The organism is Sorangium sp. So ce448 (assembly GCF_051520915.1).
Classification (GTDB): Bacteria; Myxococcota_A; Polyangia; order Polyangiales; family Polyangiaceae; genus Sorangium; species Sorangium cellulosum_B.
Genome location: NZ_CP150343.1, coordinates 1,119,414 through 1,139,592 on the forward strand (window position 1 = coordinate 1,119,414; position 20,179 = coordinate 1,139,592).

Consider the following 20,179-nt stretch of genomic DNA (forward strand, 5'->3'; position numbering starts at 1 on the left):
GGAGGAGAGACGGGCATGCTCGCCAGCACGTGGCTCGACATCGTCATCGGCATCGATCTCCACTTCGAGCTGGTCCCGCCACCGATGCTCCCGGTGCCGTTCCCGCACCCGTTCGTCGGGCTGGTCCTGGACCCGATCGGGCTCGCCGCGGGGCTGGCGATCTCCAACGCGATCGGTATGGCCGGCGGCGGATCGTTCAAGGGGCCCGTGTTGATCAATTTGATGCCGGCGAACACGACCGGCACGGAAGCGAAGAACCTCTTTCTGCTGCCACACTTCATCATCCCACCGGGGACCGTCTGGGCTCCGATGATGCGGGTGCCGAAGCCGGCGATCATCCCGGGCAAGGCGCCCTCGCTGGAGCTGCCCATCCCGCCGCCCGGCGACGCGGTGATGATCACCGGGTCCAAGACCGTGCACGCCATGGGCGCGAACCTGTGCCGCCTCGGCGACATCGCCCTGAGCTGCAGCGATCCGATCCGGCTCCCCACGTCGGCGGTCCTGGCCATCCCGAAGGGCCTACCGGTGCTCGTGGGCGGGCCGCCCGCGGTCGACTGGATGGCGGCCGCGTTCGGGCTCATCAAATGCAAGTGGCTCGCGAGCCGGCTGCACCGGCTGGTGAGCCGGATCAAGAACGCGCGGCTGCGGAACCTTCTACACCACGCGGTTTGCTTCTTCACGGGCCATCCTGTGGACGTCGCGACCGGTCGGGTGATGACCGAGTCGAGAGACTTCGACCTCCCGGGCCCGCTGCCGCTCGTCTTCGAGCGACGGTACATGTCGAGCTGGGCGCACCGTGACTCCCCGCTCGGCCACGGCTGGAGCCACCCGCTGGATCAGGCCATATGGCTCGAGCCCGGCTGCGTCGTGTACCGCGCCGAGGACGGCCGGGAGATCGAGTTCGACACCTTCGACCTGCCCGATCACGCGATGCGGCCGGGCGAGGAGGTGTTCGAGCCGATCAATCGCCTGACGCTGCGCAGCCTGGGTCACTTTCACTGGGAGATCGAGACCGCGGACGGTCTCGTCCATCAGCTTGAGCCCATCCCAGGGGACACGGACAGGACGCTCGCCCGTCTCGTGCGGAAGCGCACACGGAATGGACACGAGATCACGCTGCATTACGATGCTCACGCCCGGCTGTCCTGGGTGCGCGACTCGGGCGGCCGGATTGTGCGGTTCGAGCACGACGAGTCCGGGCGGCTGACGCTCGTCTCGCTCCCGCACCCTACGCAGCTTGGCTGGGTGCCGCATACGCGCTACGTGTACTCCGGCGAGGGGGACCTCGTGGAGGTGATCGATCCGCTGGGGAACGCGACGCGGTACGAGTACGAGGGCCACCTGCTCGTGCGAGAGACGGACCGGACTGGGCTGTCGTTCTATTTCGGATACGACGGAAACGGGCCGGGCGCGTACTGCATCCGAACATGGGGGGATGGCGGCATATATGATCACGAGATTGATTATGACAAGGTCGGGCGGGTGACGTATGTCACGAACTCGCTGGATGCCACGACGACGTACGAGATGAATGTGGCCGGTGCCGTAGTAAAGGTCATCGACGCATGCGGGGGCGAGACGCGGTACGAGTACGATGATAACCTGTGGAAGACGGCGGATATTGACCCATTGGGAAATTCGACGACGTACGAATACGACGTCCGAGGAAACTGCACGAAATTGACTGGGCCGGATGGGGCGACGGTGCAGGTCCAGTACGATGGTCGGAATCTACCCGTCCAGGCGATCGATCCCTGCGGCTCAATTTGGCGATGGCTCTACGACGAAGCCGGCCAGATGATAGAACGGCGGAACCCGCTAGGCGACGCGACGAGATTCGAGCACAAAGGCGGCCAGTTGAGTGCAATCATCACGCCCGCAGGGGGGCGCACCTCGATCGAGTATGATCAAGAGAAAAACCTCGGCTGGATCAGATTACCCAACCGTGCAGAGCGCGTTTTCGAGCATGACCGTCGAGGTCGCCCCGTCTCCAGACGCGACGATTGCGGCAACGTGCAGCGTCGTCATTATGATGCGTGTGGCAGGCCAACCACGACGGAGGAGCCTGACGGCAACGTCCGGCGGCTCGCCTACGACGCCGAGGGAAATCTCGTCGAAACGCAGGATCACCACCGGCACGTGCGGCTCCGGTACACTGGTCGACACAAGCTTGCCCGTCGCGAGGAGGCCGGCGAGTTGGTCATTTTTCGGTATGACACCGAGGAGCACCTCGTAGAAATCGTCAACCCGGCTGGTGAGAAACACTCTATGGAGCGCGACGCTTGCGGTCGTATCTCAGCAGAGCATGGTTTCGACGGCCAGTCGAGGCGTTACGAGCACGATAGACGTGGATACGTAATCGCTGCACACCGAGCGGATGGTTCAAGAACAGTTGTTGATCGTGACAAAGCTGGACGCACCAGAGCAATCCGGTATGACGACGGCACATCTGAGTCGTTCCGCTATCGAGAAGACGGGCTGCTCATAGAGGCAGAGAATGAGACTGCCGTGGTGCGCTTCCTCCGTGACGCGTTCGGGAGGGTCCTCCGTGAGGCGCAGGGAGAACACTGGATCGAATCTCAGTACGATATCAGTGGGCGCCGCACGGCCTTCGTTTCCTCTCTGGGGGCGAGAGAAGCGATAGACAGAGACGTCATGGGAGACCCCGCATCCGTCAGCGTGGGTGCGGGGCAGGACCGTTGGTCGGTACGCTTCACGCGCAACTCGGCAGGGCTCGAGATCGAGCGCCGAATGGCGATGGGTCTGGTGGCCTCGGTGCTCCGTGATAGCCTCGGAAGACCTGTGCAATCGTTGCTAACGCAGCCGGGTCGCCGCCTGGGACACAAGCATTACCGGTGGGAGCCCGACCTGCGCCTTGCCGCGATCGAGGTGGAAGGAGGAGGTGCAGACCGGTTTAGTTATGACGCCTGCGGTCGCCTGGCGATGACACAACGCCCTGATGGGCGAGTTGAGCATCGCGCTCTGGACGCCTCCGGTAACCTGTACCGCCAAGTCGACCGAGCCGATCGGGTGTACGCCCCAGGAGGAGCGCTTCTCCAGGCAAATGGGATTCGGTACATACGCGACGTGAACGGAAACCTGATAGAGAGGGTACTCCAGGACGGATCGTGCTGGCGCTATAGATACAACGGCGCAGGGCTCCTCCGGGAGGTCGAGCGACCTGATGGTCAGAAGATCACATTCGCATACGATGCGCTCGGCCGCAGACTTAAGAAGAGGGACGGGGACAAAGAGACAGCATGGATCTGGGATGGAGACGTCCCCTTGCATGAGGTGTCGACAGGGAAAGAGAATGTTACCTGGATATTCGCTCCTGAGACGTTCATGCCTATAGGTAAGATACAGAATGACCGGCTATTCTGGATCGCCAACGACCACCTGGGTTCGCCCACGGCGGTCTACGACGATCGTGGCGAGGTCGCATGGGAAGGCTCGTTCGATAGCTACGGTCGAGCAGAGATCGCTCGCGATGACACCGCATGCCCCTGGCGATGGCCAGGGCAGTACGAGGATGACGAAACCGGATTGCACTACAATAGGTTTCGGTACTACGATCCGAGCGCCGGGCAATACATCAGCCGAGATCCCGTCGGATTGCTCGGCGGGATGAACCTGTTCGCATATCCATTGAATCCCACGAGGCTCTCCGACCCCCTGGGATTGATGCCTTGGGCATGGAATTCTGACAGCGGCATGGGACATCACCTCATCCCACGTGGCAAGGCGGCCAGCATCGGACTCGACCACCTTGCAACGGAGTACGACACGCCGACATTCTTCCCGAACCCGTACACCCCTGGTGATCACGAATTCATTCACCGCGCGCAGAGGCCGCACGTCGGTAAACTGCAGGGGCCCTGGAATGGTACGGCAGATGAGCTTTTCGAAGCTGCCGGAAAGGGGCTTGATGATGTTGCGCACCTCACGGGCGATCTGCGAATTCCGAGCACTGGCGAAGTTTTGGCGAGCGGTGTCACTCCAAGAGAGGCTCTAGACAGGTTGAAAGAGTGGCACGAGCAGCAGATGAAAGGTCAGGGCGGATGTTCATAGAAACCATCGTTGTCGATTACAATGGTATTGTCTTGTTTGAGCCCTACCTGCTACGGCGGCGGTATGGTGGCGCCATCGAAGATGGTACAAATTTGTTCGCATTATTTACGACTTCGGATGATGGAGATCGTGTGTTGGAAGAGGGCTTGATCGTGCCCGTCCTCGCCATTGACGATTCGCCGTACAAGGTGATCGTTCGGCGCTCGAGCGAACCCGAGATCGTGCGCGGCACCGTGGTGGCAGAGAACAAAGTCTTCCCACTCCGTGTAGCGCACGGACTGGTCATCGCGGATCTGGTGGTGCTTCGGGACTGGACCGAGGGGCTCGGCTGGAAGCCTGTCGACGTCGAGCCTGGGAATTATGGCGTTACGGTGCGCGGCTTCCGTCTGCTAGATGCTACCGGATGCAGGATTGTCGAGGCCGGATACGAGTTCATCCTCGAGCCACAGGACGCGCTGCCTGTACCCACGGCCGATGTCGGCAAGAACATGCGGGTCATGTGGTCGGCAGCCTAGCCGGCCGGCGGGGATCGAAGCGGGTGAGCACAAAGAACCGCAGCCGAACGAGCTAGTATCACATGCACCATGTCGGGCGAAGCGCTATGACGCCAAGGGCGCCAGGGAACTGGGGAGTAAGAGGCGCCGCTTCGCGGCAGCTTCGCGCGGGCGGCCCTGGGGTCGTTTCCTAGTGGCTCGGCCCCCGGATTCATGGGGCATCTAGTTAGTTCAGCTTCACGAGCCCCCCCACCACGTCCACCGTCGTGCCGTTCACCGCCACGGATCCTCCGGCGACCTTCACGTCGCCGCCGCTGATGGTGATGTCGCCGCCGGTGATCGTCACCGGCCCGCTCGTGATGACGAGCTGACCGGCTTCCATCTTGATCGCGCCGGATCCGACCAGGGTCATCAGCGCGGTCTCGATGCTGGCTATCGCGGTCGCGCTCACGTTGAGGGTCGTCGACTGGAGCGTCTGCAGGACCGTAATCAGCGTCTGGAGGGGCGCCTCGAACTTTTGCAGCGTCGCAGAGGACATCTCCTGCGCACCGGTCACCGTGGTCTTCTGAGCGCCGCCGACGTTGATCGTCTCGTTGCTCGTGACCGTCAGATCGTGCGTCGACTGGAGCGTCGTGGTCTGCGGGCTTGTGATGGTCACGTCCTGCTTTCCGGTCACGGTGAGCGCATCGTTGACCGTGATGTCCACCTTGCGGCTGCCGGTGATGGTCTCTGTCTGGTTCGTCCCGACCGTGAGCGTCTGGTTCTGCCCCACGTCGATCGTCTGGTCGACGCCCACCGTGACCGTGTGGTTCGTCCCCACCGCGAGCGTTTGATTCGCCCCCACGAACACCGAGTCGTTGGCCCCGATGAGCTCCGTGTTGTTCGCGCCGACCATGGTGGTCCGGTCCGAGCCCGTCGTCTCGTTGCGGCTCACACCTACCCCCGAGGTGCTGTTTTTTCCGACCTGTTCACTCCGGTCGTTTCCGACCTCGCTGTTCCAGTCCTTGGGTGTATGCAGGAGGATCTGCTCGCTGCCGGCGGTGTCGTCGAGGCGCAGCTCGTTGTGGCTGCCGCCGCCCGGGCTGCTCATCGTCTTGAAGGTGCTGACCGTCGGCGCGCCGCCAGGCGGCCGGTTCTGGCCGTTGTAGACCCGACCTACCACGATCGGCCGGTCGGGGTCGCCCTCCTCGAAGTCGACGATCACCTCCACTCCCACGCGCGGATGGAACACCGCGCCCTCGCCGACGCCGGCGAACACCTGGTTCACCCGCACCCAGGAAGAGGTCGGCTCCTTGGCATGGCGCTCGACCTCCTTGTCCCAGTGGAACCTGAGCCGCACACAGCCGATCTCGGCACCGGGCGGGCCGCCCACGTGGATCTCGGCGCCTTTCGCGCTCGGCTCCGCCGTGACGAACGCCGTTTGTGTCCCCTGGACGCGCGGCTTCGGCGTGGCGCGCGCCGGCCGGAAGCGCGACTCGGACGCGCGTCCGTCCTTCCCGCGACGAGCGCACTCCAAGCGGACCGAGAAAGGCACGCCCTCCTGCGCTAAGCGCGTCCCAGCCCCGGGCGGCAGCACGCCCTGCTGCTCACCGCGCAACTCCAACCGCGTCACCAGGTACTCCCCGTCGTACCGCGACGCTGGGTGTTCCAGCGCAAAGACGCTCCCTGCGCCGAGCAACCGCGCCATGCCCTCGCCCACGGCGTAACGCGCCTCCACGGACAACCGATCGAGCTTCGCCTGAGCGAGCGGCCGCCCCTGGTCCGGCGCGTCCGGATAGCGACCGGGGTACTCATGGTCGACGAGGTCCTCCCCGGCGGGCTTGCCCGGCGTTGCCACCGCCATGTCCAGCGCGGGTTTCTTCCAGTTGTAATCGAGCAGCGACACCTTCTTCGGGCGCATGCGGGCGCCTAGCTTCATCGTCGCGATCTCGCGGCCGCTCAGGCCCGGACCGAGCGGCGCGAAGGGTGACAGGCGCGCTCGACCGCCATCCGCGTCAGCGAGGACCAGCAGGCACACCCCGTCGCCATGCTCGAAGTGGTAGCTGATCCCTTCTTCCTCGAGCAGGCGCGAGACGAACGCGAGATCGCTCTCGTTGTACTGCACGCAGTACGGTCGCGTAGCCACGTCATCGATGCGCGTGGGGTCAGCCACCCGCCAGGCGTAGAGCTCCCGCGCCGGTTGGAAAGCGGCATCGTTGCCGTCATCGGGCTCGGCAGCGGCGGCGTCGTCGCGGCGGAGCGCGGGGTCTCCCTGAAGCACCGCATCGATGATCTGCCGCGTGGTCTTCTCGAGGAAGATCCGGCACCTCGTGCGGTGCATAGAGCGCGCGAGCGGCGGCGAGAGCACGATGCGGTAGAGCATACCGTAAGGGACAGAGCCGAGTTCCTCCGCTTCGGTGACGAGCCCGTGCACCACACGGTACGCCGGTTCGGAGAGCGTGGCGATACGCAGCGTCGCCCGTGCTTCGATGAGCTCCTCCGGATCCACCTCGGGTGCTGGCGCGCGAGCTAGGAGCACGATCTCGTAGCGATACAGGCCGGAAATGGCCTCGCTCCCGCGGAATTCGACGACGTGCAGGTGCCTCCAGGCGCCGGCGCCCTCGGATGCGCCCTCCCAGGCCAGTGTGAAGTCGATGTCGCTCACGTTCTTGCCCCTCCCGTGGTCTTGGTGGAGAGCCAACAATATACCGTTTGGCGGTCCGCTGGAACCGCCTGGACCGGGTGCAGGTGCGGCTCGACCACGAGCCCGGAGCCGCCGCCGACGCTAGGGATCGAGCGCATCGCCTTGCCGCTGGAACCGCGCTGCCTGCGTCCGGAGCCAGCGCGCTCGCCGCACCGTGGCCGCGAGCCTCTGCCGGAGCCGGACCGCTTCGTCGCGCCCTGCCTGCCGTCCTGAGCGAGGCATGCCGCCGAAGGAGGCTCCTGAGCGCGAGCTGGTCGGAGCGCAGCTCCGGCCCGAGAGCGTCTCAAGAAAGTCCTGAGCGCCGCGCGCCGAGGACGCTGGGCGCCACAGGATCGCAGGATCCTCGGGGACCACCTCGCGCGTTGGCGCGCCCCTTCTTATCTGCGCATCCTCAAGATTCGCCGAGGTCTTACGGATTCCCTCGCAACGGCACCCGCTGCGGAAGGGGTGATGGAACGATGAAACGGGACCAGGTGACGCTCCTCCGCCAGTTCCTTGTTCACCGTACCGCCGCAGCCATGGGAGGAAGCTCTAACTGAGGCGGCGAGCGGCCGATGGAAAGAGCCCCTCAGGAGAGTCGAAGCCTACTCCATGGCACGGTGAACCAGCGTCGCGCGCCCGAGCGTCAGCGAGGAACTTTCGCGCCGGCCGACAGACGAAGTCTCGGTCCCCCGCCGACAACGCCGCTCGCTCGGCGCTCATCCGCGTGAGCCGCTCGCCGCGACCAGACCCAGGTTGTCCCGCCGCGCCGGCGCGGTCGCGCTTTGGCTTGCCGCTCCGGCGCGCTTCAGGCAAGGAGCTCCGGCGGCGCGGCACGCAGCGCATGGGGCGCCCCAGGGCCGCGCTCCATCACGCCACCACATGAGTTTATGACGACCTCCCGGATAACAATCTCTGGATTCGACATCGAATGGGACCTGAAAAGCGGCGTTAACCTGTGGGCCGGGATGCCTACCCTGAGCATGTGGATCCCGAGCTCGGTGGCCGGGCTGATGTCGGGCATGGTGGCGATGGTGGGGGTCGAGCGCTTCAACCTGTGTCTCCAGCTCGGGGGACGGCAGAGCGTCGACGGCGACTGGGCCATCATCAGCGCGCATCCGAGCTTCGAGGAGGGCATGCGCCAGGTGTCCGAGATCGCCTGGCCGGCCGGATGGGGGCGGTGGGAGGTCGTCGCGGTGGACCGCGAGCGCCGTGAGGTCCGGTATCGCACCGTCAACAGCTGGGAGGCGATCTACCAGCGCGCGCTGGGGGTCAGCTGGGGGAGCGCGATGATGGCCGGCAAGCTGGCCGGGATCACCGAGCGCCTGTTCGGGGTGCCTTGCTGGGCCGAGCAGACGGTGTTCGCGGCGCAGGGCGCGGCGTACGACGAGTTCCTGGTCCGCCCGACCGACGAGACCGTCGAGGCGCGGCTCTCGGCGCTCCTCGAGGCCGATCGGGGCACGAGCTCGGATCTCGCGGTCGCGCTGTCCAGGCTCAGGAACGAGGTGGCCGAGCGGGAGAGGACCGAGCTCGCGCTACGCGAGAAGCTGGAGCTCATCCAGCGGCAGGAGACGGCGCTCAGCGCGATGGTGGCGCCGATCATCCAGGTGTGGGACGGCGTGCTCACCGTCCCTGTCATGGGAGGGCTCGACAACCAGCGCGCGTCCGCGCTGATGGAGCGGCTGCTCGGCGTGATCGTCGACAGCCAGACGCGGCACGTCATCCTGGATCTGACCGCCGTCGAGGCGGTGGACACGAGCACGGCCGATCACCTGATCCGCATCGTGCGCGCGGTGGAGCTCCTCGGCGCCCGCGTCGTGGTGACCGGCATCCGGCCCGCGGTGGCCCAGACCGTCGTGTCCGTGGGCATGGATCTCGATCGAATGATCACGCTGCGCAACCTGCAGGAGGGCCTCAAGGTGTGCATGGCCGCCGGGGCCGATGCTGCTCCCCGCCCGAAAGCCCTGTGAAGCGCGCTCATCCCAGGTGACGGACGCGCTGTCCACCTGCTGGAACAGCGACCTCACCTCCACCAGCTCCACAAGGCATCCGCCATCGACGGGGCGAGCTCCTCCCACGGCCTGCGGGAGCGCTCCCTACGTTTTTCCATGTGAGCACTCGCCCCGCGGGTGCTTCACTGGGCGGCATGTCGATCATCCAGCCTTGTTTCGATCGGTCGGTCGTCGTCCGTGGCGCTGACGCTGAGATCGTCGGCTCTCCCGCCGCGCGGATCCAGCTCCTCGCGGACAGCAGCGCGACGGGCGGAGCCCTCTCCACCGTGCGTGTGACGCTCGCGAAGGACGCGGACGGCGCGCGGCCCCATCGTCACGACGCCTCGGCCGAGATGTTCTATGTGCTCGACGGCGCCGTGCAGGTCCTCTCGGGGAGCGACATCGTGACGGCCGAGAAGGGCGATCTCCTCGTGGTCCCTCCGCGGGTCGCCCACGCGTTCGCCGCCGCGCGCGGCAAGGGCGCAGAGCTCCTTGTCGTCATCACGCCAGGGGTCGAGCGCTTCGACTACTTTCGCAAGTTGACGCGCATCGCCTACGGCGAGGAGCCGCCCGAGACCTTGCGCGACGTGCAGGAGCTCTACGATACGTACTTCCTGAGCAGCCCCGAATGGGAGACGGCGCGCCGATGAGCGGGCTTTCGGCCGAATCGATGTCTCCCCGGGGGTAGACCGCATCGGCCGCTGGGGCGCTCGGCGACGCCGGCGTGGGCCCGCTGTTCGGGGCCGTCGGGCTCGGGATCGCCGTGCCGCTCGCGCCCGATGTGTATTTTTACACGGACGAGGCGGGGGAGCGGCGCGACGTCTTCCGTGCGTCACCGGTGTCGGCGATCCTCGATCTCGGCCTCGGCCTCGGCCTCGAGCTGCCGTGACCGGACCGCTTCAGATCATCGACGCAGTGGCGGGCTGAGCAGCTCTCGACGTCGCCACCAGGGCATCGACCTACCCCGCGAACGGCCCCGCGCGCTCAGCGACCCACCCCTGAATCACGTCGTTCGGCTTAACACGTCTTAACGGTGGGCGGCCTCGGTCCGCGCTATTCACCGCCGCGGGGGATAACGTCGCTCTCAGGAGAATCCTTATGATCGAGAAGAGCACTCTGTCGATGCAACCCAGTTCTCTCCGTCCGTCACGCGCTGCCCTGCCGCGAATCGGCGCGGCGCTGTTGCTCCTCGGAGCCCTCGGCGCCGCCGCATGCACAGCCGGTGCCGGCGCGGACGAAGAGGAGAGCCTCGGGGAGGCGAGCCAGCGCGGAACTTACGATCTGACGAGCAGCTACACGGGCAACGTCGGAGACACCCGCGGCTGGCTCATCGAGTGGCAGGTACCCCAGCTTCTGAACGCGTCCACCGCCTGGACCGCGGTGGGCCAGTGGTACTACAATCTGGAGTCCGGCATTTACCACAGCCCCGATGGATGGTTCGTCTACTACTTCGGAGATGACAACGGCGTCACGGGGAATCATCCGAGCTGCAACACCCAGTGGGGCTCGGGGGGCACCTGCGGCGGCTCGCTGGGCGGCCTGCAGCCCGGGCAGCAGGTCGTCTTCAAGTACGAGTGGTGCACGGCCGAGCGCGTCGCGAGCGTGACCGGCGCCCAGCTCTGCCTCTATGTCGACATGAAGAACGGCGCCGGCTGGCAGTTCCTCGCCCAGGACGCGCGCAGCACCGTCGAGATGTACGCGCACGACATCGAGCATTTCGCCGACGTGGGCCCGCAGTACCCCGAGCCGCAGGTCTCCTGCCAGGCGCCCATCAAGATGCTTCGCCAGCAGGTGAAGACGACCTCGGGCGCCTGGCAGAACATGTCGGGCGCGAGCACCTGGTCGTTCCACGACGCCGCGCCCTACGTCTACCAGAACAAGAACCTCGGCGCGTCGCCGTCGACCTGGGAGGCCTGCACGTCGACCGCGCCCACGAACAACTGCAGCAGCGCGCCCGCATGGATGTCGGCGCAGGCGTATACGCCCTCCACGCTGGTGACCGACGGTGGCCACCTCTGGTCGGCGACCCAGCAGATCGGGTGGTCACACCCGAGCTGCCCGCCCAGCAACCCGACCTTCTGGTGCCCGGCCGAGTGGGCCGACCTCGGGCCGTGTAACTGATCGCGGAGCCCACTCCCCACGAGGCGCGCTGGAGGCAACCCTGCTTTCGGCGTAGGATGCGCAGCGCGCATGCGCATCCTCCTCGTGGGGCTCTGGCTCCTCGTCCTGGCGACCGTGGTCGCCATCCTCTACCGCCGGCGGAAGCGGCGCTCACGCGCGCGTCCTCGCGGCGATAGCGCCGTCGTCCTGCACACGGCGACCATCGAAGCCATCCGGCGCGGGCAGCGGGTTTTGCTCCCGGAGCACGTCGTGCTCGCTGCGCTCTGCGATCGCCGGGTGGCAACGCTGGTCGCATCGGCCGGCGCGAGCGCCGCGTCCCTGCGGCGCGAGCTGGATCAACAGCTCCCGGCGCCGCGCCAGGCACCCACGGACAGCGCCGCGTTCGAGCTCTCGCCGGCTGTGAATGCCATCGTGGATCGCGCCTGGTCGAGGTCGGCGTCGTGGGGGGGCCCGTCGCCGCTCGATCTGGTGGTCGCGACGCAGTTGGCGGGGGAGGGCTGCTTCGCCGCCGCATTGCTCACGAGGGCGTGTCGCGACCTCGACCGGGCGAGCCGGGAGCCGCCCCGCGCCCCGGAGCGCAGCGACCCCGCGGTCGAGCTGGTCGAGGTCGTGTTCTGGAACGACGACGTGACCAAGATGGAAGACGTGCAGCGCTTGCTCATCGACTGCTTCGGAATGGACGAGGTGGAGGCGACGCACTTCATGCTGACCGTGCACTTCGCGGGCTCCGCCGCAGCGGGCCCGTATCGGCCGGAACCCGCCGCCGCGCTCCTGGCGCGCGCGACGCAGGTCGCGCGCGAGCGCGGCATGCCGATCCGGATCACGCTCGGCCCGGCGGCAGAGGAGATGGGCTTCGCCTGGGCCACCGAGCCCGCGGAGGCAGGGACGGGTCAGATGGACAGCTCAGATGGACAGCGTCGCTGACGGTCAGGCCGCCGAGGGGTTCGGCGGCACGGACCGCTTCGAGATCCGCGCCCGCCTCGGTGCGGGCGGCATGGGGGTCGTTTCCCACGCTCACGATCGGCTCCGCTGCGCCGATGTGGCGCTCAAGACGCTGCTCCGGATGGAGGCCGCCGACATCCTCCGCCTCAAGAGCGAGTTCCGCGCGATCGCGGACATCGCCCATCCGAACCTGGTGACGCTCTACGAGCTCATCTCCGCCCAGGGGCGCTGGTTCTTCACGATGGAGCTCGTCTCCGGCGTGAGCTTCACCAGGTACGTCCGCGGGGGCGAGCTCGCCCAGGCGTGGCTCACGCTGGCCGCCGTCGCCTGGACGCGCGGCGACGCGGCGCTCGCGCGCACGCACCTGGAGGCGGCGATCGCCGGGTTCGACGCGAGCGAGGTCGCGCTGAGCGCCGCGGCGGCGCGCAGGCGGCTAGGGGAGGTGCTTGGCGGCGATGAGGGCCGCGCGCTCGTCCGGACGGCCGACGACGCGATGGTCCGCCTCGGCGCCAGCCGCCCGGATCGGATGACGGCCCTGTTCGCTCCCGGTTTCGGCGGTCGCTGACGCCGGGAGGAGGGGTGCCCGAGCCAGCATGACGGCCCCGCGGTGAGCTCGACGAGCTTGTCGTTCCGCCGGCAGCTCGTGGCGGCTCATCGCGTTGTGGGCCGGGAGGCGGCGCGCGCCGGGTTGCCTGCGTCAGGGCGTCAGGGCGAAGCAGTAGATCCCGCCGTAGCCGCCGCCGCCGCCGACGGTGTTCGAGCCCGGCGCGGGGCCTCCCGAGTCCACGATATTGACCCCCGGCGCGCACCCCGGTGCATTGTGGGACGTTATCCAGTGGGACCCGCTCCCGCCCCCGCCCGGGCCGCCGCCGCCGCCCCTTGGCCACGAGTGTCCAAGCTGCGGTCCCCCCTCGGCCCTGTCTCCCGTCTTGGCCGTCCAGTCCTTGCACGTCGCCGAGGCGCCCTGGAGCTTCCCCTGGGCGTTGGAGCCCGTCAGGGTGTCGTGGTTGTCGACCTCGGGTTGGCCCGGATCGGGCTGGTGGTTGGGGACGCCGTCCTCGTTCGGCAGATCGTTCATGATCGCCGCGTCGGCCCCGCTGGGGCGCGTATTGAGCAGCTCCTCCTTCTCGTTCGCGACCAGCCGGCCGAGCCGGTCGTACCAGGGCCCCTCGCCGATCCGGTCGATCGCGTTGACCTGCCTCCCGTCCTCGCCTGCCGTGGCGCTCAGGAACGCGCGCCACGTCTTGCTTGCTGCGCCCGGGAGGCTCTTCTCGGCGATCGTCGCGCAGATCTTGTCCGCGCCGCGGAGACCGGCGCCCGGCCCTGTCTCCCCGAAGCGGAGGTCGCCCCCGAAGCCGTCCTGGGAGCCCGACAGCTCCCGCATGGCGGCGAGGCTGGTCACGAAGAAGCTGAATTTCTCGGTCGTCCCGCCGCTCGCGGTGGACGAGGTGGTGTCGCCGCTCGCGGTGGATGAGGTGGTGTCGCCGCTCGCGGTGGACGAGGTGGCGTCGCCGCCGGAGGTGGACGAGGTGGAGCTGCCGCCGGAGGTGGACGAGGAGGTGCCGCCGCCGGAGGTGGACGAGGTGGAGCTGCCGCCGGAGGCGGAGGAGGTGGAGCTGCCGCCGGAGGTGGACGAGGTGCTGGTCGAGCCGTCGCTCGAGGCGTCCGCATCCGAGTCTGAACCGCAGCCGACAACGTGCGAGAAGAGCGCGAGGGTGAGAGGCAGCAGCAAGGGGCGATAAGTGCGTGTCATGGTCTCCGTTTCCTTTCCCTGGTTAAGCTAGAGGGGCAGCCGCGCCGCGGATGGGCGAGGCTGATTGTATCGTGAAGGCCCTGAAGGAGTCGCCGCTCGCCTGGACGCGGACCGTCTGCTCGTCGGTCGATCCACCGGCTTTGCGGAGTCGCCGGTGCCTCCCGAGCCCGACGTGTCGTTGCTGCCGCCCACCGACGGCGAGCACGCGAGCGACAGGAGCGCCGCGACCCCGCCAGCGGCGCCGGTGCGCCTCTCGTCGAGCGAGCAGAATTTTTCAATTCGGCAAACGTTTCGCGACATCCAGATGACCATGTGGCGACGGCGCGCGCTCGGGAGTCAACTTTTTTTCCGAAAGCCCCCGCCGCACGGACGCTGCTACCGGTGTCAGCCCCCTGCGCTCATCCGCCGCCGAGCTCCGACAGGCGCGTGCGGCCGCGGTCCGTCGACGCTCTCGCGATGACAGGCGAGGAGATCGGCGATGGCCGCGCGGTCGGCCGTCCGCTCGATCCGGCGCAGCCGCGGCACCCGGCCGGCTCGGGCGTTGGTGACGCTGGCGGTCGCGGGCTCGCCGGTGGCCGTGCCGGCGCCTGGCGACAGCGCCTCCGGCAGCGAAGGCGCGGGGAGGAGGGGCCCATTCGAGGAATGCCACGGCATCCGGAAATTCGCGCCAGCGAGCGGTGTTCTGGACGGACCGGAGGCGCTGAAAGGGGCGCGCTGAGCCTCCCGGGCGCTGTACTCCCCTCCCGTCGAACGGGACGAACCCCTCCTGCCCCATGCTACGTTCACGGGTGGCGAAGCCATCCATGCAGCACGAGATCAAAGCCATGCGAGCTGGCATATGACCGACCTCGGTCAGGCAGCGGTCGGGCGGCGGCTGTACCTCGGGAGCGCGGCGCTAGGATTCGTTGGGCTCGTCGGCTGGCTCGCCGGCGCGACGCCTCTCACCACGATGGTGCCAGGTCAGCCACCGATGATGCCGAACACGGCGCTGGCTCTGTCGCTGATCGGTGTGGCTGGAGCCCTTCGTTATCGGCAAGGCACCCGATACCGCCGCCTGCTGAAGATTCTGTCGCTGCTCGCGCTCGCCGTCGTGCTGATCATCGGCGTCGGGACGCTCGCCGAGTACCTCTTTGCGATCGACCTTCCTATCGATTCGCTCCTCGTGGGCGGCCGAGCGCTCCCCGTGGGCAGCCAGGCTGGACCCTATCCTGGACGCCCGTCGCCGCCGACGGCGTTGTCGATCGCGCTCCTCGCCGCTGCGCTCCTCCTCTCCGACGTCCGCCCCACCGCTCGCGTACGTCCGTCCGAGTGCTTCGCCCTGCTCGCTGGTCTCATCGCCTTCACGGCTCTCGTTGGATTCGTCTTCGGTGCAGGTCCGCTTTATCAGTCGGCCTATTCGCCTGTCATCGGTGTAGCGCCGGCGACGGCGCTGAGCCTCCTGCTCGCGACGGCCGGCGTGCTCCTCGATCGGCCGGCGGCCGGCATCATGCGCACGGCCACGTCGGAGGGGGCAGGCGGCGTCATGCTCAGGCGCCTGGCGCTGCCGACCATCGTCGTCCCGGTGCTCCTCGGAGTCGCCGTCACGCGGATCTCCGCCGCGGTGGGTGTCGTGGACCTCTCGCTCGGTATCGCCGCGCTGATCGCCGCGATGGCCGCGGTAGGTCTGTCGCTGCTCGCCATCACGGCCGCGCCCCTCAACCGCGTCCACGAGGCCCTCGAGGCGAGCCGCGCCCGGACCCGCAACCTGATCGAACAGGCCCCGGACGGGATCTTCGTGGCGAACCTCGATGGCCGCTATACCGACGTCAACAGCGCCGGTTGCTGCATCCTCGGCTATCTTCGCGAAGAGATCATCGGGAAGACCATCTTCGATCTGATCCCGCCCGAGGACGCCGGTCGGTTGTTGCAGTCGAGGCGACAGCTCGTCGGTGGCAGTATCGACATCGACGAGTGGAGACTCAGGCGCAAGGATGGTAGCTACGTATTCGTCGAGGTCTGCGCGAAGATCCTCCCGGATGGACGATGGCAAGCATTCGTGCGCGACATCAGCGAGCGCAAGCGCATCGAGGGGTTGCTTCACGCGAGCCACGCGGATCTCAATCGAGCCCAGTCCGTGGCCAGGGTCGGCAGCTGGCGGCTCGACGTCCGGCGCAACGAGCTTCGTTGGTCCGACGAGAACTACCGGATCTTCGGGGTCCCCACGGGGACGCCGATGACCTACGAGGGGTTCCTCGCCTGCGTCCACCCGGACGACCGAGCGTACGTCGACGGGAAATGGAAGGCCGCCCTCTGCGGCGAGCCGTACGACATCGAACACCGCGTCGTCGCGGAGGGTGAGTCCAGGTGGGTTCGCGAGAAGGCAGATCTCGAGTTCGACGAGCACCGCACGCTCCTCGGCGGCATCGGCATCACGCAGGACATCACCGAGCGGAGGCGCCTCGAAGAGGAGCTCCGCCTCTCGGAAGCAAAATACTCGGGCATCGTCTCCATCTCGACGGACGCGATCATTTCGATCGACGATGGTCAACGCATCAGCATGTTCAACGAAGGCGCAGCGAACCTCTTCGGCTACTCGAGGGAAGAGGTCATCGGGGCTCCCCTCGAACTCCTGATCCCCGAGCGCTTCCGGGCGATCCACCGTCAGCATGTCGAGAGGTTCGCGGCGGGGGAGACGGTCGCGCGCTCCAAGGACATGCGCGGCAGGGAGATCGTCGGCGTGCGGAAGAACGGCGAAGAGTTCCCCGTCGATGCCTCCATTTCGAGGCTCGACGTCGGCGGCAGGAGGATCCTCACGGTCACGCTCCGCGACGTCACAGAGCAGACGCGCGCTCGAAACCAGATTCGGCAAACGCAAGAGCGGTTCGAGCTCGCGCTGAAGGGCGCAGACCTGGCCGCATGGGATTGGGACATCCATACCGGCGAGGTCATCTTCAACCCGCGTTGGTGCGAGATGCGCGGCTTTCGCCCGGACGAGGTCAGGCCCCACGTGGATTCGTGGCTCGCCGGCGTGCACCCCGACGATGCGCCCCGTGTGCAGAAGGCATTGAGGGATCACTTCGATGGGCTCACCCCCGAGTATGAGGCCGAGCTTCGCGTTCGCACCAAATCCGGTCGATGGATCTGGATCCTCGACCGGGGCAAGGTCTTCGTGCGCGACCGAGAGGGAAGACCCGCTCGCATGGTCGGGACCGAGCACGACATCACCGAGCGAAGGCGGCTCGAAGACGAGCAAAAGCTGCTCGCGGAGGTCGGCGAGGTGTTCGCCTCGACGCTCGACTACGACGACACGCTCTGCAATATCGCACGACTCGTCGTCCGTGACCTCGCGGACTTTTGCATCGTGGATGTGGTCGAAGAAGACGACAATGTGCGGCGCGTGAAGGTCGTCGGCCGAGACCCTTCCAAGGCCTGGGCCTGCGAGTCACTCGAGCGGCTGCCGCTCGATCGAAGGCGCCCGCACCTCGTTCTGCCGGCGCTGGAGGCCCGGCAACCCATCCTCATCGAGCGGCTGTCGCCCGAGATGGTCGAGTCGTTTGCCCAGAGCCCGGAGCACCTTCAGGTGCTTCGCTGCATGGATCCCCAATCCGTCATGACCGTGCCGCTCCTGGCACACGGGAGGCTCCTGGGCGCGATCGCGTTCGTGTCCTCGACGCAGACTCGGGTGTATGGGTCTTCCGAGCTCCGCCTGGCGGAGAACCTCGCGCACCGGGCTGCGCTCTCGGTCGAGAACGCGCGGCTCTATCGGGCAGCCGGGCGCGCCATCCAGGCACGGGACGACGTGCTGGGGATCGTCGCTCACGATCTTCGCAACCCGCTCGGAACCATCCTCATGCAGGCGGCGCTCCTTCGGCACCTCTCACCTCAAGCCGACGGCCCTCCTCGAAAGGCGGCTGAGAGGATCGAGCGGGCCGGGACACGGATGAATCGCCTCATCCAGGACCTCCTCGACGTGACGCGCATGGAGGCAGGTCGCCTCTGCATCGAACAGAGCGCTGAACCTGTGGGACAGCTCGTCACCGACGCCGTCGAGGCTCAGAGGCCGCTCGCCGCTTCGGTCCCGGTCGAGCTGAAGCTCGGTGTGGACCCCGACCTCCACGAGGTCTGGGCCGATCGAGATCGCCTCCTGCAGGTCTTCGAGAACCTCATCGGCAATGCGATCAAGTTCACGAAGCCCGGCGGCTCCATCACCGTGGGCGCCGCGTCACGGGAGGGCGAAGTGCTGTGCTGGGTGGCGGACACGGGCGCCGGAATCCATGAGGAGGACCTGCCCCACGTGTTCGATCGGTTCTGGCAGGCGCGGAGGGCCGGGCGGCGCGGCGCCGGGCTGGGGCTCCCCATCGTCAAGGGGATCGTCGAGGCTCACGGCGGCCGCATATGGGTGGAGAGCGCGGTAGGCCGCGGGAGCACGTTCTTCTTCACGATCCCGGAGGCAGCCCGCCCGCCATGTCATCCCGCGGGTGAGGCACGGCTTCATGGCGGGCCAAATCCGACGTTGATTTTTGAGCGCCGCTAGAGCACCGAACGCGGCGAGCAGTTGTGCCGCCCTCATCACCGGCGGAAGCCGCGTGGGCATGCGGCGCCTCATTTCTTCTCGCGCACGGCGACATGGAGCTCCGAACGGACCGCGCGCGGCGCGTGCTCCCGCCCTCCAGAGCCGTTTTCCGTCATCCACGGCGGTCGTGCCGGTTCGCGCCCTCTGGTAAATTTGGAGCCGAGATCGATTCTTGGTCCCCCTTTTGGCTTACGGAGGTTCCATGTCCTCTTGTTCCCGCGCGCTCCCGCCCACGCTCGCCGCCCTCGGTGTCGCCGCCCTCGTCTCGCTGCCCGGCCAGGCGCGCGCCGAGGACGATGCTTTTGCCATGTCGGTCGGCGTCTCCGTGTCGGTCTCCTTCGGCCAGAAGCTCGCCTTCGGCCTTGGCGCCGACCTCCGCGGGACGTTCCTCATGGAGGGCAGCTTCGCCGGAGTGTTCGACTCGGGTCACATGGGATTCGGTCCGTTCGCGCAGGCGACATGGCTCGACTTCTCTGCCGGCCGCTTCGCGATCGGCAGCCACGGCGGCGGCGATACCTCGGGCAACTCCGACCAGGTCGTCGCCTGCAGCATCGACGGTGAGCTCGGCTGGACGTACCGCACCCGCATCAGCGACGAGTTCCCTGCGCAGCACGGGCTCCACGTCGGCGCGATGGCCGGCCTGTTCGAGCCGGTGGTCGTCGATTTTTCGGCGCGCGCGGTCATTCCGGTGTCGGGCGAGCTGTACGTCCCCGAGGGGATGTTTGGCATGGGTGTCCGCGCCAACCGGCCTTTCGGAGAGCGGTCCCATGCCATCGACGGCCGGCCGCTGCGCACGGCCGATGGCGTCGTGCTCCCGCCGGTGCTCGGGCTGGGCCCCGCTGCGTCGCGTCCGGCGCGGCTCGATCGCGCGACCCGGGCGGCGCTCGCGGGCGCGTGGCTGGACAGCGCGCGGGCCGAGTGCGGCTCGATCCCGGCGTTCCTCGCCCTCGCGCGGGACCTCGCGGCGGTGCGCGCGCCCGCGTCGCTCGTGGCGCGGGCGCTCGGCGCGCTCGGAGATGAGGTGCGCCACACGGCGCGGTGCAGCGAGCTCGCGAGCGAGCTCGCTGGATGGCGCCTGAGGCCCGCGCTTCTCCCGCCTCCGGCGGCGCGCGACGCGGACCGGCGGGCTGCGCTCGTGCGGATGGCGCTCGAGGCGTGGCACGACGGCTGTCTCGGCGAGGGAGCGGCGGCGGCCCGGGCGCGCCGGTCGCTCGCGGGGGCGAGGGACGAGGGCGTGCGCGTGGCGCTCGGTGAGATCGCGCGCGACGAGGCGCTGCACGCCGAGCTCGGGTGGCGTGTGCTCGCCCACTGCCTGGCCGAGGGCGGGCGCGAGGTGCGCGAGGCGGTCGGCGACGCGATGACCGGGCCGGCGCCGGCGCCGCCGGCGGACGACGCCGAGGTCGAGGGCGAGCGGAAGGAGGTGCAGGCCTTCGGCCGGCTCCGCCGCGCCGAGGCCGACGCCGCCTGGGACGAGACGTGGGCGGCGGCGCGGCGCGACGGGGACCGGATGCTCGTCGCCGCGTGAGCGGCCGCGGCGAGCGCGCCTCACGTTCGCGCCGCCCGAGCTGTCGAGCTTCGCGGCCGACCTCAGGA

14 protein-coding genes are annotated in these 20,179 nt (G+C 67.8%); 11 read left to right on the plus strand and 3 right to left on the minus strand.

The window, feature by feature from the left end; all coding sequences use genetic code 11:
* Nucleotides 1-15 precede the first annotated feature (15 nt).
* Nucleotides 16-4,071 carry a DUF6531 domain-containing protein gene (locus tag WMF45_RS04165; protein ID WP_437715671.1) on the plus strand — a complete coding sequence of 1,352 codons (4,056 nt, stop codon included), beginning with the start codon at nt 16-18 and terminating at the stop codon, nt 4,069-4,071.
* Nucleotides 4,062-4,586: a hypothetical protein gene (locus tag WMF45_RS04170; protein ID WP_437715672.1), complete on the plus strand. Its 525-nt coding sequence runs from the start codon at nt 4,062-4,064 to the stop codon at nt 4,584-4,586. Before WMF45_RS04165 ends, WMF45_RS04170 begins: the two co-directional genes overlap by 10 nt.
* Nucleotides 4,587-4,791: 205 nt before the next feature.
* Here the strand turns inward: WMF45_RS04170 and WMF45_RS04175 are convergent, their stop codons facing one another.
* On the minus strand, nt 4,792-7,209 hold the full coding sequence (locus WMF45_RS04175) for a type VI secretion system Vgr family protein (protein WP_437715673.1): 2,418 nt from the start codon (nt 7,207-7,209) through the stop codon (nt 4,792-4,794).
* A 908-nt stretch (nt 7,210-8,117) separates the two neighbouring features.
* Between WMF45_RS04175 and WMF45_RS04180 the strand changes: the two genes are divergently transcribed.
* The 6 genes from WMF45_RS04180 (at nt 8,118) to WMF45_RS04205 (ending at nt 12,846) form a co-directional block, all read left to right on the plus strand.
* Nucleotides 8,118-9,197, plus strand: coding sequence for an STAS domain-containing protein (locus WMF45_RS04180; protein WP_437715674.1), 1,080 nt, complete (start codon nt 8,118-8,120; stop codon nt 9,195-9,197).
* Between the two features lie 176 nt (nt 9,198-9,373).
* Nucleotides 9,374-9,868, plus strand: a complete 495-nt coding sequence (locus WMF45_RS04185; protein ID WP_437539753.1) for a cupin domain-containing protein — start codon at nt 9,374-9,376, stop codon at nt 9,866-9,868.
* Nucleotides 9,869-9,942: 74 nt separating this feature from the next.
* Complete coding sequence (locus WMF45_RS04190; RefSeq protein WP_437715675.1) at nt 9,943-10,107, plus strand: hypothetical protein; 165 nt, start codon at nt 9,943-9,945, stop codon at nt 10,105-10,107.
* A gap of 233 nt (nt 10,108-10,340) precedes the next feature.
* Complete coding sequence (locus tag WMF45_RS04195) at nt 10,341-11,339, plus strand: hypothetical protein (RefSeq protein WP_437715676.1); 999 nt, start codon at nt 10,341-10,343, stop codon at nt 11,337-11,339.
* A 69-nt stretch (nt 11,340-11,408) separates the two neighbouring features.
* Nucleotides 11,409-12,263 (plus strand): ATP-dependent Clp protease adaptor ClpS, encoded by an 855-nt coding sequence (locus WMF45_RS04200; protein WP_437715677.1) that lies wholly within the window; start codon nt 11,409-11,411, stop codon nt 12,261-12,263.
* Nucleotides 12,247-12,846 (plus strand): protein kinase domain-containing protein, encoded by a 600-nt coding sequence (locus WMF45_RS04205; RefSeq protein WP_437715678.1) that lies wholly within the window; start codon nt 12,247-12,249, stop codon nt 12,844-12,846. Before WMF45_RS04200 ends, WMF45_RS04205 begins: the two co-directional genes overlap by 17 nt.
* Before the next feature lie 132 nt (nt 12,847-12,978).
* Here the strand turns inward: WMF45_RS04205 and WMF45_RS04210 are convergent, their stop codons facing one another.
* On the minus strand, nt 12,979-13,665 hold the full coding sequence (locus WMF45_RS04210; protein ID WP_437715679.1) for a hypothetical protein: 687 nt from the start codon (nt 13,663-13,665) through the stop codon (nt 12,979-12,981).
* Here WMF45_RS04210 and WMF45_RS04215 point away from each other — a divergent pair.
* The gene (locus WMF45_RS04215) at nt 13,664-14,023 is read left to right on the plus strand and encodes a hypothetical protein (protein ID WP_437715680.1); all 360 of its coding nucleotides are present in this window, start codon (nt 13,664-13,666) and stop codon (nt 14,021-14,023) included. The two genes, WMF45_RS04210 and WMF45_RS04215, sit on opposite strands and share 2 nt — an antisense overlap.
* A 395-nt stretch (nt 14,024-14,418) precedes the next feature.
* On the opposite strand, the gene WMF45_RS04220 is transcribed toward WMF45_RS04215, so the two are convergent.
* Nucleotides 14,419-14,688 carry a hypothetical protein gene (locus WMF45_RS04220; protein WP_437715681.1) on the minus strand — a complete coding sequence of 90 codons (270 nt, stop codon included), beginning with the start codon at nt 14,686-14,688 and terminating at the stop codon, nt 14,419-14,421.
* A gap of 184 nt (nt 14,689-14,872) precedes the next feature.
* On the opposite strand from WMF45_RS04220, the gene WMF45_RS04225 reads away from it, so the two are divergent.
* On the plus strand, nt 14,873-18,547 hold the full coding sequence (locus WMF45_RS04225; RefSeq protein ID WP_437715682.1) for a sensor histidine kinase: 3,675 nt from the start codon (nt 14,873-14,875) through the stop codon (nt 18,545-18,547).
* Nucleotides 18,548-18,788: 241 nt separating this feature from the next.
* The gene (locus WMF45_RS04230; protein ID WP_437715683.1) at nt 18,789-20,111 is read left to right on the plus strand and encodes a hypothetical protein; all 1,323 of its coding nucleotides are present in this window, start codon (nt 18,789-18,791) and stop codon (nt 20,109-20,111) included.
* The last annotated feature ends 68 nt before the right edge of the window (nt 20,112-20,179 follow it).

Bases quoted from the DNA above. Each gene is read 5' to 3' on its own strand.
- WMF45_RS04200 (WP_437715677.1), top strand. From the start codon at position 11,409: ATGCGCATCCTCCTCGTGGGGCTCTGGCTCCTCGTCCTGGCGACCGTG.
- WMF45_RS04180 (WP_437715674.1), top strand. From the start codon at position 8,118: ATGACGACCTCCCGGATAACAATCTCTGGATTCGACATCGAATGGGAC.
- WMF45_RS04205 (WP_437715678.1), top strand. From the start codon at position 12,247: ATGGACAGCGTCGCTGACGGTCAGGCCGCCGAGGGGTTCGGCGGCACG.
- WMF45_RS04215 (WP_437715680.1), top strand. From the start codon at position 13,664: ATGGCGGCGAGGCTGGTCACGAAGAAGCTGAATTTCTCGGTCGTCCCG.
- WMF45_RS04220 (WP_437715681.1), bottom strand. From the start codon at position 14,688: ATGCCGTGGCATTCCTCGAATGGGCCCCTCCTCCCCGCGCCTTCGCTG.
- WMF45_RS04210 (WP_437715679.1), bottom strand. From the start codon at position 13,665: ATGCGGGAGCTGTCGGGCTCCCAGGACGGCTTCGGGGGCGACCTCCGC.
- WMF45_RS04165 (WP_437715671.1), top strand. From the start codon at position 16: ATGCTCGCCAGCACGTGGCTCGACATCGTCATCGGCATCGATCTCCAC.
- WMF45_RS04170 (WP_437715672.1), top strand. From the start codon at position 4,062: ATGTTCATAGAAACCATCGTTGTCGATTACAATGGTATTGTCTTGTTT.
- WMF45_RS04230 (WP_437715683.1), top strand. From the start codon at position 18,789: ATGTCCTCTTGTTCCCGCGCGCTCCCGCCCACGCTCGCCGCCCTCGGT.
- WMF45_RS04185 (WP_437539753.1), top strand. From the start codon at position 9,374: ATGTCGATCATCCAGCCTTGTTTCGATCGGTCGGTCGTCGTCCGTGGC.
- WMF45_RS04195 (WP_437715676.1), top strand. From the start codon at position 10,341: ATGCAACCCAGTTCTCTCCGTCCGTCACGCGCTGCCCTGCCGCGAATC.
- WMF45_RS04225 (WP_437715682.1), top strand. From the start codon at position 14,873: ATGACCGACCTCGGTCAGGCAGCGGTCGGGCGGCGGCTGTACCTCGGG.